Here is a 14,875-nt window from a genome sequence, read left to right as displayed (position 1 = left end):
GGTGAAGGGCGTGCGGAGATGACGATCGACGAACACCCCCGTGCGCACTCGCCGGGACTGGTGCGCAGAACAGTGGCGATGCTGCGCAACCGGTGGCGACAACTGACGTCGATGCGGACAGCGTTGGTGCTGCTGTTCCTCCTCGCCGCCGCAGCTGTCCCCGGCGCTTTGCTGCCGCAGCGCAATCTCAATACCCAGGCCGTCGATTCTTTCATTGCCGCGCGTCCGGTTCTCGGGCCGGTGATGGACACGCTGGAATTGTTCGACGTGTTCGCGAGTTCCTGGTTCACCGCGATCTACGTCCTGTTGTTCGTGTCGCTGATCGGCTGTCTGACTCCCCGGTTGATCGAGCACGGCAAAGCTCTTCGCGCACAACCTGTTCGAGTACCGCGAAACCTCACTCGACTACCGTTGCATCATTCGGGCACCCTCGCCGGTGACCCCGAGAAGGTGATCGCCGACATCGCGCGGCACTTGAAAGGGTGGCGTACCGCCGTTCGACCCGAGCCCGATGGGGCACTGACTCTCTCGGCGGAGAAGGGCTACACCCGCGAGGCCGGGAACTTGCTGTTTCACTTCTCGCTGATCGGTCTGCTCGCCGCGATCGCGATCGGCAAACTGTTCGGCTACGAAGGCTCGGTCATCGTCATCGCCGACAACGGGCCCGGTTTCTGCAACACCTCTCCCGCCGTCTACGACTCCTTTCGCGCCGGCAACAGCACCGACGGCACCGGACTCGAGCCGTTCTGTATCCGGGTCAGAGATTTCACCGCCGACTACCTCGAGAACGGTCAGGCCGAGATGTTCACCTCGAACATCTCCTACCAGAGCGCCGACGACATCGCCGCCGACACCTGGCGCGATTATCAACTCAAAGTCAACGAACCCCTCCGGCTCGGCGACGAACGCATCTACCTCACCGGACACGGCTACGCCCCCGAGTTCACCGTGACCTTCCCCGACGGCCAGACCCGCACCGAAGCGCTGCAGTTCCGCCCCGACGACGCCACCACGTTCCTCAGCAGCGGCGCGCTGCGATTCGACCCACCCGGGGGGACCTACGCCACCGCCGAGGAGCGCCGCCGAGGGCAGATCGCCATCGAAGGACTCTTCGCGCCCACCGCGCAATTCAACGGCAACCTGCTCTCCTCCCGCTTCCCGGAATTGGTCGATCCCGCGGTGGCAGTGGACATCTACAAAGGCGACACCGGTCTCGACACCGGCATCCCGCAGTCGATCTTCTCCCTGGACCAGGAGATGATCAACCAGGGCCGGCTGGTCAAGCAGGACCGGGTCAACCTGCGGCCCGGAGAATCGACAACCCTCTCCGACGGCACCCTCGTCCGGTTCGACGGTGCCAAGGAATTCGCGAATCTCCAGGTCGGATACGACCCCGCGCAGCGGTGGGTGCTCGTGTTCGCGGTCACGATGATGACCGGACTACTGGTGTCCCTGGTCATCACACGCCGTCGCGTCTGGTTCCGGGCCCACCTTGGCGAGCGCGGTCTCTCGCGAGTGGACATGGGTGGCCTGGCTCGCACCGATCACGCCGGCTGGGGACCGGAATTCCAGACCCTTCGGTTGAAGATCTGGCCGCACACGCAGAGCCCGTCCGAGAACCACGACAGAGAAACGGTGTAGCACCATGCCGATCGACGACACCCTCGCCCGGTGGAGCGACATCAGCTTCGAGACCGCCTTCGTGGTCTATCTCCTCGCCGCGATCGCATTCCTCGCACAGCTCGCAACGACCCGTAGCGCGGAACTGCACAATACGGAGCGACTTCGTGCTCGGATCATTGCTGCCACGTCGACGACGCCCGGACGCATTCCCGACGCACCCCGGCGAGTTCCATCCGAACGTTTCGGGCGTAGCGGACTCGGGCTGGTGATGGTGGCACTGACCCTGCATATCGGGTCGATCATCCTTCGCGGGATCGCCACCGGCAGGCCGCCGTGGGGCAACATGTACGAATTCGTCTCGGTCACCTGCGCAGCAGGTGTAGTCGCTGCACTGGTGGTGCTGCGCTCGACGCAGCTACGCACCCTGTGGTTGTTCGTTCTGGTGCCGACGTTGATCCTGCTGTTCGTCGCCGGCACCGTGCTGTACGCCGACGCAGCACCGGTGGTACCGGCACTGCAGTCGTACTGGCTGCCGGTGCACGTCTCGATCGTCTCGCTGGGCAGCGGGGTGTTCCTGATCTCCGGGGTTGCGAGCATACTGTTCCTGATCCGGATGAAGCATCCCGAGGCCTCGGGGAGCAGAATGAGCCGAATCGTCGCCCGTCTGCCCTCCGCGCAGACTCTGGACATCGTGGCGTACAAGACCACGATCTTCGCATTTCCACTCTTCGGCGTCGGCGTCATCCTCGGTGCCATTTGGGCCGAAGCCGCGTGGGGCCGGTTCTGGGGCTGGGATCCGAAAGAAACGGTCTCCTTCATCACCTGGATCGTCTACGCCTCCTACCTGCACGCCCGCGCCACCAGCGGGTGGCGCAACACCCGCGCAGCATGGATCAACATCGCCGGATTCGTGGCGATGCTGTTCAATCTGTTCATCATCAACATGGTCGTCTCCGGCCTGCACTCCTACGCAGGCCTGAACTGATGACCGCTATCTGCCTCTCAGCGCGTCCGTACGGTCCTGCGGAATGGGCATCGGCGACATCGGTCCCGCCTCGACCCGGCCGGTGTTACCGGCCGGGTATCGCCCCGACCACGATCCTGGAGCAGCGATCACGATCCGGATCACCTGACCCCAGGATTCGCGCCGATCATGTTCTACCGCCGCAGCTTTCACCATCGCGGCGTGGTTGCGAGTATGCAATCACGGATAGTGCTGCGAGAGGATGTGTGTTCGTTCGAGGTGGTGCCAGCGCACCTCTGTTGTCGATGCCGCTGCTGCTGGGGTCATGTCGATCCCGTAGAGCCTGCGTGCAGTCCGATCACCGCTCACAGGTCTCTACCTCTGTCCGCGGAAGAGTTCGCCGTAAGCGGGGGTCGATGTGCAGCAGGTACATCCATCCGAGCACCCGGAGCTGCTGCCGTCGTCTGCTGCGATCGCCGAGGGTGACGGTGCGGTGGTGGCGGCCAGTAGGTTCCCAGATGCGAGAGGTGCGGTGTTCCTCGGCGTCGGGGCCGGAGCGCAGCAGGCATCCTCGAAGGCCGCTGCGGGTGCGATCGTGACGTTGAGGGCACCGGACGCCGCGGGCGGGGGCACGAAACCGTCCAAGGGCGTGGTGCGGGCGGCGCGAATCGCATTGGCAATGACCAGGACTTCGGCGAGTTCGTGGACGAGCACCACGGTGGCCAAGCCCAGGACGCCGGTGGCAGCCAGTGGGACGAGCACGCCGATGATGGCAATCGACAGGGCGATGTTCTCGATCATGATGCGCCGGGCGCGTCGAGCGTGGGCCAGCACCTGCGGTAGATGCCGGAGGTCTTCCCCCATGAGGGCAACATCGGCGGTCTCGATGGCAACGTCGGTTCCCATTGCGCCCATGGCGATACCGACATCTGCGGTCGCCAAGGCGGGAGCGTCGTTGATGCCGTCGCCGACCATGGCAATCTTGCGTCCGGCCGCGATGTCGGTCAGCAGGGCCGCTTTGTCCTCGGGCAGTAGTTCGGCGTGGACGGCGGTGATGCCCGCCTGGGTCGCCAGGGCCTGCGCAGTGAGTGCGTTGTCGCCGGTGAGCATCGCAGTGTCGATACCGAGCGCGGTGAGTTGGCGGACAGCCTCGGCGGCCTCGGGCCGCAGTTCGTCGCGGACGGCGATCGCAGCGATCAGGACTCCGGCGCGTTCGACGAGAACGACTGTGGCACCGCTGCTTTGGAGACGAGCGACGTCGGCGCGGAACTCCTCGGAGCTGGGGTGGGTGTCGAACCAGCTCGGTTTCCCGAGCCTGATCGCGGCTCCGTCGAGGGTGCCGGTCAGGCCGTGTCCGGCGATGGCAGTGACATCATCGGCTGCCGCGACGGTCGATACGGAAGCGAGGATGGCGCGGGCGAGTGGATGCTCGCTGCGCGCTTCGAGCGCAGCAGCAACGGCCAGCGCGGCGTCGCGGCTGATTCCCGCAGCGGTGACGACGTCGACGACCTCCGGTCGTCCTGCGGTGAGGGTGCCGGTCTTGTCCACGGCGACGACGCGGATGCGGCCCAGCTCTTCTACTGCTGCACCGCCTTTGATCAATGCCCCGTTGCGGCTCGCAGCCCCGATCGCCGCCACCACCGACAGCGGCACCGAGATGGCCAATGCGCACGGTGATGCCGCGACCAGGACCACCAGTGCGCGTTCGAGGCAATGTATCAGCGCATGTACGAAACGCAGGCGCAGTGGGGCGAACAGCAGGTTCCGCAGGACGAGTTGTTCCGCAGCTTCGCCGTCGAGCAAGGGCTCGACATGAGCGCCTTCGATGCCGCCTACACCGACCCTGCGACGCTCGCGCGCATCGAGGCCGACGTCGCGGACGGGATCGCGCTCGGCGTGCAGGGCACCCCGACGTTCTTCCTCAACGGCACCAAGATCGAACCCACCACGTACGGAGACCTCGCCGATGCCCTCGACGCTGCACTCGGCTGACCTCCCAGCGGCCGAGACCGGACCCGGTGGATCGTTCGGCCGGAGCCTGCCCTGGCTGCTGCTGGTGGGCGGCGTGACCGGACTGGTCGCCGCGTTCGTGCTCACGGTAGAAAAGTTCGCTCTGGCACTCGATCCCGACTACGCCCCGACCTGCAGCATCAACCCGGTGCTCAACTGCGGATCGGTGATGGACACCCCGCAGGCGTCTGCGTTCGGATTTCCCAATTCCCTTCTCGGGATCGCAGGCTTCGCCGTCGTGGCGGCAGTGGGTGCCGCCCTTCTCGCCGGTGCGGTGTTCGCACAGTGGTTCTGGGGCGCAGTGCAGGTCGGTGTCACTGCTGCCGCAGTCTTCGTGCACTGGCTGATCGCGCAGAGCCTCTACGACATCGGCGCGCTGTGCCCGTACTGCATGGCGGTGTGGGCGGTCACCGTACCGATCTTCTGGTACGTCACGCTGCGCAACCTCGACCGCGCCAGGTCGAAATCCGCTCTTGGGCAATGGTTTCGGCTATGGCTTGACTCGCTGATTCGCAATCACTCGCTTCCGCTGACCGTGTGGTTTCTCGTCCTCATCGCCCTGATCGCGCAGCGTTTCTGGTCGTACTGGTCCACGCTCCTATGATCCGCGACGTACCGTTCGCCCCTCTGCCGCTCTCTCGAGAAAGAAGGTCACGGCGATGACGCGCGGCTGGTCGCTCGTCATGCTCGTCGTTGTCGTTGCATCGATCGTTGCACTGTGGCCCCGCTCCGGTGGCGTCGAGGGCGGCCCGTCCGAGGCCATCGCCAACAATGTCGCGCCGGTCGGACCCGAACCCACATTGTCCCGCCCGCCGGATGACGCGGCACGAGCAGCAGCGCTACCGCTGTGTCCGCCGCCGGTACCGCGTGAAGGCGGTCCGCTGGCAGGAGTGATAGCGCGCTGCATCGGCAGCGCCGACGATGTCGATCTCGCCGACGTTCTCGGCAGCGAGGTGACGCTGATCAACCTGTGGGCATCCTGGTGCGGCCCGTGCCGCACCGAGATGCCCGTACTCGATGCCTACGCCGCAGAACCCGACGCGATCCCAGTCATCGGAATCAACGTCGAGGACCGACCCGAGGACGCGGCCGCGCTGCTCACGCAACTGGGCATCCGCTATCCGAACTACATCGACGGCGGCAGCGTCCAGGACGCGCTCTCGGCACCGCCGGTCCTTCCCCTGAGCTTTCTCCTCCACCCGGACGGAACGATCGAGCGCATCACCGACCCGACAGTGTTCGAGACGACAGACCAGATCCGCACTGCAATAAAGGACTTCACCTCATGACACGCTTCCCACCAGTGTGGGTCGGTACTCGACGACAAGGCGGCACGCCCACCGCGGCAATCGGATCGATTCTTGCCGTCGTACTACTGATCTCCGGATGCTCCGCTGGTGCCGACGCTGCACCGTCCGGCGGGAGCTTCGACTTCGTCGCGCCCGGTGGCCGAACCGACATCGTCTACGACCCTCCCGAAACACGCGGAACCATAGGCGAGCTCGCCGGCCCCGATCTGATGGAGGAAGGCAAGACGACCGCTCTGGCGGACTACGACGGCAAGGTCGTCGTGATCAATCTCTGGGGTCAATGGTGCGGCCCCTGCCGCGGCGAAGCCGACGACCTCGAAGAGGTCTACGAGGCCACCCGTGAGCGCGGTGTGCAGTTCCTCGGTATCAATGTCCGAGATCCGCAGAAGGACAAAGCGCAGGACTTCGTGGTCGACAACGACGTCACTTACCCTTCGATCTACGACCCCTCGATGCGGACGCTGATCGCCCTCGGCGGGAACTATCCGACCAGCGTCATTCCCTCGACGCTGGTACTCGATCGCCAGCACCGCGTGGCCGCGGTCTTCATGCGAGCCCTGCTCACCGAAGACCTGCTTCCCGTCGTCGAACGGATAGCCGCGGAATGACGACTCTTCTCGCCCAAGACATCGGGTCGACGTTCCAGAACGCGGCATCGAGTGGGCCCCTACTGCTGGCGATCGCGGCATGCATGCTCGCCGGGTTGGTCTCGTTCGCCTCACCGTGCGTGGTGCCGCTGGTGCCGGGATACCTGTCCTACCTGGCAGGCATCGCCGGCGCCGACGCCCAATCAGCCCGCGACGCCCAATCAGCCCGCGGCACCCAATCGGCCTGCGAGGCTCAGTCAGCCGATGCCCGGACACCCAGCACCGCGACCGCCGGTACGTCGTCGACGGGTCTCGTGAATCGCTGGCGTGTGGCCGGTGCAGCGTCGTTGTTCGTCGCCGGATTCACCATCGTCTTCGTCCTCGCCACAGCCTCGATCTTCGGAGTCATCGGCACCTTGCGCATCAACGAGCAAGTACTCCAACGAGTCGGCGGCGTCATCACGATCATCATGGGTGCAGCGTTCATCGGATTGATACCCGCACTGCAACGCGACACCCGATTCGCACCTCAGCAGATCTCGTCCCTCGCCGGAGCGCCGCTGCTCGGCGGTGTGTTCGCGCTCGGCTGGACACCGTGTCTGGGCCCCACCCTCGCCGGTGTTCTGTCTGTCGCGGCAGGAACCGAAGGTGCAACCGCAGCCCGCGGGGTCACTCTCATCGTCGCGTACTGCATGGGACTCGGCCTACCGTTCGTCGTCCTCGCGTTCGGTTCGAGTTCGGCGATGCGCGGGGTGGGATGGCTTCGAAGGAACTCACAGAAGATCAAAGTCGCGGGCGGTGTCATCATGATCGCCGTCGGCGTGGCACTGCTGACCGGAGTGTGGGGGTTGTTCATCGCCTGGATCCGCAACGAATTCGTCAGTGCAGTGGTCCTGCCCATCTGATCGAGATGTCGCCGAACCACCACGCCGCATTGCATTGTTCGGGTAGCCGAACTATATTTTCAGGGTCCTGACATATTGTTGGTGCCGGAGGGTGTGGTCATGTCTGTGCTGCAGCGCCGATCGTCTCGGCCGCCCTCGAGGTTTCGGTCGGGCCTGGTTCTGCTCGGCCCGGCTTTCGTCGCAGCGATCGCCTACGTCGACCCCGGCAACGTCGCCTCCAACGTCAGTGCCGGCGCGCAGTTCGGATACCTGCTGGTCTGGGTGATCGTTGCCGCGAACGTGATGGCCGGTCTCGTCCAGTTCCTCTCCGCCAAACTCGGCATCGTCACCGGAATGACACTGCCCGAAGTAGTCCGCGAGAAGTCGAGCAGGACTGTGCGACTGGCATATTGGGGGCAAGCGGAGGTGGTCGCCATGGCGACCGACCTCGCCGAAATCGTCGGCGGTGCAATTGCCCTCTACTTGCTCTTCGACCTGCCGCTCCTGATCGGCGGCCTCATCACCGGGGCCGTATCGATGATCTTGCTGATGGTCCAGGATCGCCGGGGCCAACGGCCCTTCGAGTTCGTGATTCTCGGGCTACTCGGTGTCATCGCCGTCGGATTTCTTGCCAGTGTCGTCGTGGAACCGCCATCGTTCACCGAGGCCGCCGCCGGTCTGATTCCGCGGTTCGACGGCGCGGAAAGCGTGTTGATCGCCGCCGCGATGCTCGGTGCGACGATCATGCCGCACGCGGTGTACCTGCACTCCGGCCTTGCACGTGACCGGCACGGACACCCCGAGGCAGGGCCTGTCCGTCAGCGGTTGTTACGGATCACCCGGATCGATGTCGGGTTGGCGATGCTGCTGGCCGGGGCAGTGAACATGTCGATGCTGCTGTTGGCGGCATCGACGTTGGGGGGCCGCGAGGGCGTCGATTCCATCGAAGGAGCCCACGCAGCGGTAGGTGACACCCTGGGGCCGGTCGTAGCGCTGCTGTTCGCGGTGGGCCTGCTGGCCTCGGGCCTTGCATCGACATCGGTCGGGGCGTACGCCGGCGCGATGATCATGGATGGGCTACTACGTAAGCGCATTCCCATTCTGGTGCGACGACTGGTGACACTTGTTCCCGCACTGGTAATTCTGGCAGCAGGAGTCGACCCCAGTCGGGCACTAGTCGTCTCGCAGGTCGTGCTGTCGTTCGGTATCCCGTTCGCATTGATTCCCTTGGTGCGGTTCACCTCGGACCGCATCCTGATGGGCGGCGATGTCAATCACCGGATCACGGCATACGCGGCATGGCTCATCGCGGGAATCGTCGTCGCACTCAACATTGCACTGATCTATCTGACCGTGGTCTGACTGCACCAAAACCGGGATCGCATCAGTCCTCGGTATCGGCAGAGTCACCCTCTACCGACACCTTGCCGCCCTTTAGCAGTCAGCGGGGGAGAGGCCGCGTACCTTTCTTCCACACAAACGGGCCACAGTGCCACTGCGGCAGCGAGAGTCGAGCACTCCTGCCTCAATTTTTGCAGGATTCTGTGGATCTAAGTCACACGCTCTGAGCCCAACGGCGTCCTCAAGCGCTTCGACGGCACCGCACCACCACACCTGCTCTATCTCTGAAGCCAGGACGAAGTACGGGGCGACCCGAAACTGTTGCAACAGAATAGCTCTGTCAGTGCCCAATTGTCATACTCGCCGTCATGCGGATAGAACCATCGGCGGACCACCACTACCCGCCGAAATCGCCGAGCAGGCGGTGCAATCGTCCTCACCGCCCTGCAAACAATCGACCAAGCTCGCAGTGAGCCAGCCGATGGGGGTCGATCAAGCGCCGCCGGTAGGCCGGTCCACTGACTCCAATACGTCCGCGAGCATCGGAACGTCTCAGTCGCAACCCGTCGAGATCCGCGATAGCCCTCGCCGTCAGATCGTTGAATGCTGTCCCCCTTCCAAACAATACGGGGAGGGGGTATGGTCCGAATCGTCGCTGGATACCCCCTGGGGGTATCACTCAAGATGAAGGAGTACCTCATGATCACCACGAATTACCGAGTCACCGGCATGACCTGCGGACACTGCGAGGCGTCGGTCCGGGAAGAAGTCAGTGCTGTGGTCGGGGTCGACACGGTCGAAGCATCGGCGTCGGCGGGGACGCTGACGGTGACGAGCGCCGATGAGCCCGACCACGCCCAGGTCGTCGCCGCCGTTCGCGATGCCGGATACACAGCCGAACCGCAACCCGCAGATTCACGCACCGCGTAGCCGCTGAACTCGGCGGAGAGAAGGATTCGCACGATGAACAACCACACACATGCCGATGTCGGCGTGGCCGAGACAGCGGGCACACAGTCGGGCCACGACCCGTCTGGACACAGCGCAGCCCACACCGGACACGGCGAGCAGACTGAACACGAAGGCCATACCGGGCACGGTGGCCATGCCGGTCACGGCGATCACGTCGGCATGTTCCGTCGCCTGTTCGCGATCATGCTGGTCCTCGCCGTCCCGGTGATCGTTGCCTCGAACATGTTCGCGATGCTCCTCGGATACTCGCTGCCCGACGCAGCGTGGATCGCGTGGGTCTCCCCGGTACTGGGCACCGTGATGTATGTCTGGGGCGGTTCCCCGTTCCTCACCGGCGCAGTCAGCGAAATCCGTTCACATGCACCAGGAATGATGCTGCTCATCGCCCTCGCGATTACCGTCGCATTCGTCGCGTCGATGGGAGCGAGCCTCGGCGTACTCGATCATCAGCTCGACTTCTGGTGGGAACTGGCCCTGCTGATCGTGATCATGCTGCTCGGGCACTGGATCGAAATGCGATCCGTCGCCCAGACCACCTCCGCCCTGGATTCATTGGCCGCATTGCTGCCCGATACCGCCGAACGAGTCGAGGGCGACGATGTGGTGCCGGTGCCCCCCTCCGAGCTGCAGCTCGGTGATGTCGTCGTCGTCCGCCCCGGTGGCCGCGTACCCGCGGACGGCACCATCGTCTCCGGATCGGCGAGCATGGACGAATCGATGATCACCGGCGAATCACGCACGATCCGCCGCAGCGATGGCGACCAGGTCGTCGCCGGCACTGTCGCCACCGACTCCGGTCTCCGCATCAAGGTCACCGCAGTAGGGGAGGACACCGCCCTCGCCGGCATCGGCCGCCTGGTCGCCGACGCCCAGAACTCGACCTCGCGGGCCCAGCGCATCGCCGACACCGCCGCCGGCTGGCTGTTCTGGTTCGCTCTCGGATCTGCGATCATCACCGCGTTGGTATGGACGCTATTCGGGATGCCCGACGACGCGGTCATCCGCACCATCACCGTGTTGGTCATCGCCTGCCCGCACGCACTCGGACTCGCGATCCCGCTGGTGGTCTCCATCGCCACCGAACGTGCCGCCCGCGGCGGGGTTCTGGTCAAGGACCGGCTCGCACTCGAAACCATGCGCACGGTGGACACCGTGCTCTTCGACAAGACCGGGACCCTCACCAAGGGTGAACCCACCGTCACCGCAATCGAGGTGACGAACGGGCGCACCGCCGACAATGTCCTCGCTTTGGCTGCTGCCGCAGAAGCCGACTCAGAGCACCCACTCGCACGGGCTATCGTTGCGGCCGCACGCGCGCGGAACCTGACCGTCCCGGCTGCAGCAGACTTCCAGTCGTCCCCCGCCGTCGGGGTCGCAGCCGACGTCGACGGCACCCGGGTCCAGGTCGGCGGGCCGGCACTGCTCGAGCAGGAACGCGGATCCGAACTCGCCGTCGCCGATCGGTGGCGCGGGGACGGGGCGATCATCCTGCACGTCCTCGCCGGCGGTGTGGTGATCGGTGCACTCGCGCTGGCAGACGAGATCCGCCTCGAATCACGCACCGCAGTCGATGCGCTCCACGCCCGCGGAATCACGGTCGTGATGATCACCGGTGATGCCGATGCTGTCGCGAAGTCCGTCGCGACCGAGCTCGGTGTGGACCGCTACTTCGCCGGGGTGAAACCGGAAGACAAGTCCCACACCGTCGCTGCACTCCAGAGCGAAGGACGCACCGTGGCGATGGTCGGCGACGGAGTCAACGACGCGCCCGCTCTCGCGCAAGCGGACGTCGGCATCGCGATCGGGGCGGGTACCGACGTCGCTATCGCGTCGGCCGGGGTGATCCTCGCCAGCGACGACCCGAGGTCGGTGTTGTCGGTGATCGAACTCTCGCGGGCCTCGTACCGGAAGATGAAGCAAAACCTGTGGTGGGCAGCGGGATACAACCTGATCTCCGTTCCGCTCGCGGCGGGAGTGCTCGCGCCGGTCGGGTTCGTGCTGCCGATGTCGATCGGCGCGATCCTGATGTCGCTGTCGACGATCATCGTCGCCGCGAATGCGCAGCTGCTGCGTCGCCTCGACCTCGCGCCCGACGCCATCGCCGGAGCGGTGAACGAGGGGAGTTCCAATCCTCCGTCGCAGCGCACACCGTCACTGTGAGAGCTGATCTCGTACCGGGAACGCAGCCCTGACAATTGTGGAACGTTGATGGCCGCACCTTCTCCGCCGGAGAGGATGCGGCCATCGTTGTCTATAGCGGGCCGGGTCAGCCGAGCAGCCGCTGCATGGTGTCGATTTCCTGCTGCTGGGTGGCGACGATGGTGCGGGCCATCTCCAGGGCGTCAGGATTGGAACCGTCTGCGATTTCGGTGTTGGCCATCTCGATGGCGCCGGTGTGGTGGGCGATCATCATCGTCAACCACTGGCGGTCGAATTCCGGTCCCGACGCTGCCATCAACGCGTCCATGTCCTGAGCGGTCATCATGCCGCTGCCGGAGCTGTGGTCCATCCCGCCCATGTCACCCATGTCACCCATGTCACCCCTGTCCATGTCGGGCATGGGCTGGCCCCACTCGGTGAGCCAGGTGGTCATCTGGTCCATCTCGGGCTGTTGCGCGGCGGCGATCGCCGATGCCAGCGACAGCACCTCCGGGTTGTCGGTGCGGCCGTTCGCCATGTCGGCCATCTCGACTGCTTGGGCGTGATGCGGGTACATCATCTGCGCGAACATCACGTCGGCATCGTTGAACTGCGCCGTCGAGCTCGCCGGCGCGGACGATGCCGGCGTCGAGGACATCGATCCCATCGAATGGCCATCCATCGACGAATCGGCCCCGTTGTCGCTACAGCCGACGACGAGGAACGCGCTCGCGGCGGCAGCAGCGATCGAGGCAATGACTTTGGTACGCATGAGGAAACTCCTTGCAAGAGTGAGTAGTGCAGAGAATTGGATGTCGTTCGATCCGCCGACAGACACGCGTCTGACGGGCTCCCTGTCACACTCGCAAGGTCACCGATCTGTCCAACTCCCATAACGTCCACGGCGGCGCACGCTCAAGCGTGGAGTCGGCCCGTCCAATGATCCGGTTCACCGATGTCGGCGCCAGGTCGAGGGCTGCGCTCATCGCCGGGACCGTCAGCGCGGGCCACGACACCGTCGTGCCGACGCAGGGATGCATCATCTGGTGCCCCGACGGGCAGTCATGTTCCCCGGTCATCACCGGAACCGTGGCGTCCGTGTGGGACGGTGCTGCGAACGAGGCATGGCCGCCGCTCATTGATGTGGACATCGAGCCGGTCACGGGCATCGACATCGGTGTCACCGAATGCATCAACAGGACACCGAACACCGTCAGTGCAATCAGTAAAGCTGCCGTCGGAGCTGTGCCCCGTCGACCGTGCCGATTCACTGAGTGCATGCGGCCGATGATACCAACATATACCCCCTGGGGGTACGCCTGTCTCGTCGCGTTCGGTCGTCGAAGCATTTCGTCATGTCTTCGAGGTGTCGAGTCCGAGATCTGTTGCGCGGTTGTAGTCGTCGTCGATGAGCACCACGCTGCGATGTTCCCGGTCGAGTAGTGAGGCCGCGATCGAGGCGCGATAGCCGGAGGCGCAGTGCACCCACACTTTGCCGTCGGGAACTTCTGCGAGTCGGTGCGGCAGTTCGTGGAGGGGAATGTTGATCGCACCGGGGATGTGGCCGTCCGCGTATTCGGACTGTTGACGGGTGTCGAGCACTGCAATGTCCGAGTCCTCTGCGGCGAGTCCGGCGAAGTCGGACACTTCGTAGGACCGTACGCGCCCGTCGCTGGCGAGCGAATGAATCTCTCCGACAGCGGAGCCGGAGGGGTGGTCGATGCCGATACGTGCCAACTCCCTTGTGGCCTCGTCGATTTGATCGGATGTGTCGCCGATCAAGGTCAGCGGCGCACCCCACTGGTAGAGCCAGCCGAGGTAGGTGACGAATGTCGTCGACAGCTCGAAGCCGAGGGAACCGTCGAGATGTCCGGCAGCGAAGGCGGTGCGTGCGCGGAGGTCGACGACCCATTGTCCGTCGTCGATGCGGCGGCGTAGTTCGTCGGGGTCGACGGGTTCTGGGGTGGACAGGTCGATCGGTGCGGGGCCTTCGGTGTTGATGACGCCCATGTGGGCGTAGTACGCGGGGTAGGCCGACAGTCCTGCGATCAACTCGTCGACGTAGGTTTGTTCGTCCTGGGTCAGCGCGGGATTGGACTGTTGCTGTTCACCGATGGTCGACGAGTCGCCGCTGGTGGGGGTCGCGGAGCAGAAGCTACCGAATCCGTGGGTGGGGTAGACCTCGACGTCGGCGGGGAGTTCGGCGGCGATTCGACGGACCGAGTGGAACTGGGCATGGGTGAGCTCGTCGGTGTGTTCGGAGCCGAGTAGGTCGGTGCGGCCGGTGGATCCGTAGAGCATCGAGCCGCCGGTGAAGATCGCGATCGGTTCGTCTCCGAGTTGCAGTACGTAGCTGACGTGATGATGTGTATGGCCCGGGGTGTGCATGACCTGAAACGTCGCCGATCCCGCGTCGACGACATCGCCGTCCCCCACTGCCCGTCGCTCGAATTCGACCGGGTCACCCTCGGGCACAACGTATTCGGCTCCGGTGGCGCGTGCGAGTTCGAGTCCGCCGGTGACGTAGTCGTTGTGGATGTGGGTTTCGAGTACGTGGGTGATCGCGGCGTTCTTCTCCGTGGCCAGTGCCAGGACGCGGTCGATGTCACGTTGGGGATCGATCACGACGGCGATGCCGTCGTGGCTGATCAGGTAGCTGCGGTCGCCGAGGCTCGACGTTTCGATGATGGCGATGTCTGGATCGGTGGTGCTCACGGGGTACTCCTACGGTGTAATCGGGTCGGCCTCGTTTCTGACGTGAAACGTCCTCGTTCAGGCCAGTGCGAGGAAGAGCTTTTCCAGTTCTGCTTCGGTCATGGGCTCTTTGTTGTCTGCGGTGTCGCCGGTCATGCATTCACGAAGGCCGGTGGCCACGATCTTGAATCCGGCTTTGTCGAGGGCGCGGGAGACGGCGGCGAGTTGAGTGACGACGTCTCGCAGTCGCGTCCGTTCTCGATCATGCCGATCACACCGGCGAGTTGGCCGTGTGCGCGGCGCAGACGGTTGAGTACCAATGCGATGCTGTCTTCGTCGCCGATCATTGCG

The 14,875-nt window shown here is 64.7% G+C and carries 13 protein-coding genes and 3 pseudogenes; 10 read left to right on the top strand and 6 right to left on the bottom strand.

What is annotated here, in order from left to right; translation table 11 throughout:
• The first annotated feature begins 18 nt into the window (after positions 1–18).
• Positions 19–1,641: a cytochrome c biogenesis protein ResB gene (locus J1M81_RS00790; RefSeq protein ID WP_241257578.1), complete on the top strand. Its 1,623-nt coding sequence runs from the start codon at positions 19–21 to the stop codon at positions 1,639–1,641.
• A gap of 4 nt (positions 1,642–1,645) precedes the next feature.
• On the top strand, positions 1,646–2,608 hold the full coding sequence (ccsB, locus tag J1M81_RS00785; RefSeq protein WP_206497467.1) for a c-type cytochrome biogenesis protein CcsB: 963 nt from the start codon (positions 1,646–1,648) through the stop codon (positions 2,606–2,608).
• A gap of 6 nt (positions 2,609–2,614) precedes the next feature.
• On the opposite strand, the pseudogene J1M81_RS00780 reads toward ccsB, so the two are convergent.
• Positions 2,615–2,914: pseudogene (locus J1M81_RS00780) on the bottom strand (DUF3703 domain-containing protein).
• A 48-nt stretch (positions 2,915–2,962) separates the two neighbouring features.
• Positions 2,963–4,390: a heavy metal translocating P-type ATPase gene (locus J1M81_RS00775; protein ID WP_241257577.1), complete on the bottom strand. Its 1,428-nt coding sequence runs from the start codon at positions 4,388–4,390 to the stop codon at positions 2,963–2,965.
• On the opposite strand from J1M81_RS00775, the pseudogene J1M81_RS26115 reads away from it, so the two are divergent.
• The 8 genes and pseudogenes from J1M81_RS26115 to J1M81_RS00740 all read left to right on the top strand — a co-directional run.
• Positions 4,283–4,579, top strand: a pseudogene (locus J1M81_RS26115) (DsbA family protein); the annotation flags it as partial. The gene J1M81_RS00775 and the pseudogene J1M81_RS26115 sit on opposite strands and share 108 nt — an antisense overlap.
• Positions 4,554–5,201: a vitamin K epoxide reductase family protein gene (locus tag J1M81_RS00770; protein ID WP_008720057.1), complete on the top strand. Its 648-nt coding sequence runs from the start codon at positions 4,554–4,556 to the stop codon at positions 5,199–5,201. The pseudogene J1M81_RS26115 and the gene J1M81_RS00770, both read left to right, overlap by 26 nt.
• 55 nt (positions 5,202–5,256) lie before the next feature.
• On the top strand, positions 5,257–5,886 hold the full coding sequence (locus J1M81_RS00765) for a TlpA disulfide reductase family protein (protein ID WP_008720055.1): 630 nt from the start codon (positions 5,257–5,259) through the stop codon (positions 5,884–5,886).
• A complete protein-coding gene (locus J1M81_RS00760; protein ID WP_206497465.1) occupies positions 5,883–6,515 on the top strand; it encodes a TlpA disulfide reductase family protein in 633 nt (210 codons plus the stop codon). Before J1M81_RS00765 ends, J1M81_RS00760 begins: the two co-directional genes overlap by 4 nt.
• Positions 6,512–7,399: a cytochrome c biogenesis CcdA family protein gene (locus J1M81_RS00755; RefSeq protein WP_206497464.1), complete on the top strand. Its 888-nt coding sequence runs from the start codon at positions 6,512–6,514 to the stop codon at positions 7,397–7,399. Before J1M81_RS00760 ends, J1M81_RS00755 begins: the two co-directional genes overlap by 4 nt.
• Positions 7,400–7,498: 99 nt before the next feature.
• On the top strand, positions 7,499–8,740 hold the full coding sequence (locus J1M81_RS00750) for an Nramp family divalent metal transporter (protein ID WP_008720039.1): 1,242 nt from the start codon (positions 7,499–7,501) through the stop codon (positions 8,738–8,740).
• A gap of 678 nt (positions 8,741–9,418) precedes the next feature.
• The gene (locus J1M81_RS00745) at positions 9,419–9,649 is read left to right on the top strand and encodes a heavy-metal-associated domain-containing protein (RefSeq protein ID WP_042940234.1); all 231 of its coding nucleotides are present in this window, start codon (positions 9,419–9,421) and stop codon (positions 9,647–9,649) included.
• 33 nt (positions 9,650–9,682) lie between these two features.
• Positions 9,683–11,851 carry a heavy metal translocating P-type ATPase gene (locus J1M81_RS00740; protein WP_206497463.1) on the top strand — a complete coding sequence of 723 codons (2,169 nt, stop codon included), beginning with the start codon at positions 9,683–9,685 and terminating at the stop codon, positions 11,849–11,851.
• Positions 11,852–11,957: 106 nt separating this feature from the next.
• On the opposite strand, the gene J1M81_RS00735 is transcribed toward J1M81_RS00740, so the two are convergent.
• From J1M81_RS00735 to J1M81_RS00720, 4 genes and pseudogenes are all read right to left on the bottom strand, one after another.
• Positions 11,958–12,602: a DUF305 domain-containing protein gene (locus tag J1M81_RS00735; protein WP_206497462.1), complete on the bottom strand. Its 645-nt coding sequence runs from the start codon at positions 12,600–12,602 to the stop codon at positions 11,958–11,960.
• Between the two features lie 85 nt (positions 12,603–12,687).
• On the bottom strand, positions 12,688–13,110 hold the full coding sequence (locus J1M81_RS00730) for a DUF6153 family protein (protein ID WP_027494146.1): 423 nt from the start codon (positions 13,108–13,110) through the stop codon (positions 12,688–12,690).
• A gap of 73 nt (positions 13,111–13,183) precedes the next feature.
• Positions 13,184–14,545, bottom strand: coding sequence for a rhodanese-like domain-containing protein (locus tag J1M81_RS00725; protein ID WP_008720030.1), 1,362 nt, complete (start codon positions 14,543–14,545; stop codon positions 13,184–13,186).
• Positions 14,546–14,602: 57 nt separating this feature from the next.
• Positions 14,603–14,871, bottom strand: a pseudogene (locus J1M81_RS00720) (metal-sensitive transcriptional regulator).
• Positions 14,872–14,875 lie beyond the last annotated feature (4 nt).

This window comes from Rhodococcus sp. KRD175 (assembly GCF_017168275.1).
Lineage (GTDB): Bacteria > Actinomycetota > Actinomycetes > Mycobacteriales > Mycobacteriaceae > Rhodococcoides > Rhodococcoides fascians.
The sequence above is the reverse complement of the archived record's forward strand: the minus strand, read 5'-3'. Positions and strand labels throughout refer to the sequence as shown.

What these genes read in the sequence shown, in the direction of transcription:
- J1M81_RS00750 (WP_008720039.1), top strand. Translation starts at nt 7,499, where the DNA reads ATGTCTGTGCTGCAGCGCCGATCGTCTCGGCCGCCCTCGAGGTTTCGG.
- J1M81_RS00755 (WP_206497464.1), top strand. Translation starts at nt 6,512, where the DNA reads ATGACGACTCTTCTCGCCCAAGACATCGGGTCGACGTTCCAGAACGCG.
- J1M81_RS00745 (WP_042940234.1), top strand. Translation starts at nt 9,419, where the DNA reads ATGATCACCACGAATTACCGAGTCACCGGCATGACCTGCGGACACTGC.
- J1M81_RS00730 (WP_027494146.1), bottom strand. Translation starts at nt 13,110, where the DNA reads ATGCACTCAGTGAATCGGCACGGTCGACGGGGCACAGCTCCGACGGCA.
- J1M81_RS00765 (WP_008720055.1), top strand. Translation starts at nt 5,257, where the DNA reads ATGACGCGCGGCTGGTCGCTCGTCATGCTCGTCGTTGTCGTTGCATCG.
- J1M81_RS00735 (WP_206497462.1), bottom strand. Translation starts at nt 12,602, where the DNA reads ATGCGTACCAAAGTCATTGCCTCGATCGCTGCTGCCGCCGCGAGCGCG.
- J1M81_RS00790 (WP_241257578.1), top strand. Translation starts at nt 19, where the DNA reads ATGACGATCGACGAACACCCCCGTGCGCACTCGCCGGGACTGGTGCGC.
- J1M81_RS00770 (WP_008720057.1), top strand. Translation starts at nt 4,554, where the DNA reads ATGCCCTCGACGCTGCACTCGGCTGACCTCCCAGCGGCCGAGACCGGA.
- J1M81_RS00740 (WP_206497463.1), top strand. Translation starts at nt 9,683, where the DNA reads ATGAACAACCACACACATGCCGATGTCGGCGTGGCCGAGACAGCGGGC.
- ccsB (WP_206497467.1), top strand. Translation starts at nt 1,646, where the DNA reads ATGCCGATCGACGACACCCTCGCCCGGTGGAGCGACATCAGCTTCGAG.
- J1M81_RS00760 (WP_206497465.1), top strand. Translation starts at nt 5,883, where the DNA reads ATGACACGCTTCCCACCAGTGTGGGTCGGTACTCGACGACAAGGCGGC.